Genomic DNA, 1,686 nt, shown 5'->3' with positions numbered 1-1,686 from the left:
TGATATGCTCCCCCTAAAGTAGACACTTAAAAAAGTAAAATTACTTTAGGGGGATTTTTATGCGTTCAAACAGTAAACATACAACTGAAGAAATCGAAAGATATATTTTGATGTATCTGAATGAAGGAATCAGTTTCAAAGAATTAAAAGAAGCCTATGGTTTATTAATTAATTGGACGTCCTTTTGGGATAAAGTCTTAAGATACCAAGAGCATGGAATTAGTGGGATTCAAGTTAAATCTAAGTACAATAAATATAGCAAAGAATTTAAGGACTTAGTCGTGAAAGAATATTTAGAAGATAGATTACCTATAGGTCAGCTAGCTGTTAAATATAATATCCCAAAAGTTGATACTGTCAGGAGCTGGATAAACAAGTATACTAAAGGGGAAGAAATGAGGAGCTATTCTCCAAAATCCGAGGTGTATACGATGACAGATAAAAAATCAACACAAGAAGAAAAAATCAAAATAGTCCAAGACTGCCTAGCTAATAGTTTATCTTATAAAAAAACTGCTGAGAAGTATCAGGTATCCTACAATAGCGTGTATTCATGGGTTCAAAAATATAAGAAGCATGGTCCTGACGGACTAGTAGATGGACGAGGTCGCGGCAAACCAAACTCTGTTCAAACGGAAGAAGAAAGAATCCGGGCTGAAAATGCAGCTTTAAGAGCACGAAATGAGTATCTAGAAACGGAGAACGTAGCGTTAAAAAAGTTAGAAGAAGTGGAAAGAGAGTTGATGTCACGCAAACGAGGTATGAAGCGGAATACCAAACGATCAAGAAACTACAAAAAGAAGGATACAAAGTAATCCATCTCTGTGATGCTTTGGGTGTGAGCAGAGCGGGTTATTATAAGTGGTTGAAACGCAAGCCGACTGCGTCGGAAAAACGGCTTCGAAAGCTTGTTGAATTAATCCTTCAAGTCTATGAAAAGCATAAAGGTATTTATGGCTATCGTCGAATAACTATCTATCTGAACCACTTCATGAACGCTAAAGTAAACCATAAGTGTGTCTATCGTTTGATGAAATTACTGAACTTGAAAGCTGTTATCCGTCGGAAACGATATCGTTACAAGCCCCACAATCCTGCACATATCGCCGATAATGTCCTCAATAGAGAATTCCGAAAGGACTATCAATCGATGGAAGTCTTATTAACCGATGTGACTGAATTTAAGTATGGAGAGAACGCCAAAGCTTATCTTAGTGCCATATTGGATTATGGCGAAAATAAGATCGTAGCCTTTAAACTATCGAAGCGTAATGATAATGCCTTAGTTCGTGATACAGTTCGCCAAATTGAAGACAAGATTATACCAACCCAAACGCTTATTCATAGCGATCGGGGATATCAATACACGTCATACGACTTTAATAATTTTGTGAAGAAACATCAACTCACCCACAGTATGTCTCGTGTGGGGAAATGCATTGATAACGGTCCAATGGAGAACTTTTGGGGAATTATTAAAGAAGAAATGTATCGGCTGAACACTTATGTGAGCTTTGAAGAATTAGAGAATGATATTAAACAATATATTGGGTTTTATAACACCCAACGGGTGACGTTAAAAATGGGCTTAAGCATTCCGGCATAAAAAAAGCCATGGATGAAAAGTATCATACATGGCACAAATATTTTGTTTATTTACCTGTCTACTTGACAGGGAGCAGTTCA

General features: G+C 36.9%; 1 protein-coding gene and 1 pseudogene. Both read left to right on the top strand.

The genetic code is table 11. The features are described from left to right. The first annotated feature begins 59 nt into the window (after nucleotides 1–59). Nucleotides 60–815, top strand: a complete 756-nt coding sequence (locus BM212_RS12975; RefSeq protein WP_091898820.1) for a helix-turn-helix domain-containing protein — start codon at nucleotides 60–62, stop codon at nucleotides 813–815. After that, a pseudogene (locus BM212_RS12270) lies at nucleotides 773–1,606 on the top strand (IS3 family transposase); the annotation flags it as partial. The gene BM212_RS12975 and the pseudogene BM212_RS12270, both read left to right, overlap by 43 nt. Nucleotides 1,607–1,686 lie beyond the last annotated feature (80 nt).

Origin of the sequence: Marinilactibacillus piezotolerans (genome assembly GCF_900114235.1) — a bacterium.
Classification (GTDB): domain Bacteria; phylum Bacillota; class Bacilli; order Lactobacillales; family Carnobacteriaceae_A; genus Marinilactibacillus; species Marinilactibacillus piezotolerans.
The sequence above is the reverse complement of the archived record's forward strand: the minus strand, read 5'-3'. Positions and strand labels throughout refer to the sequence as shown.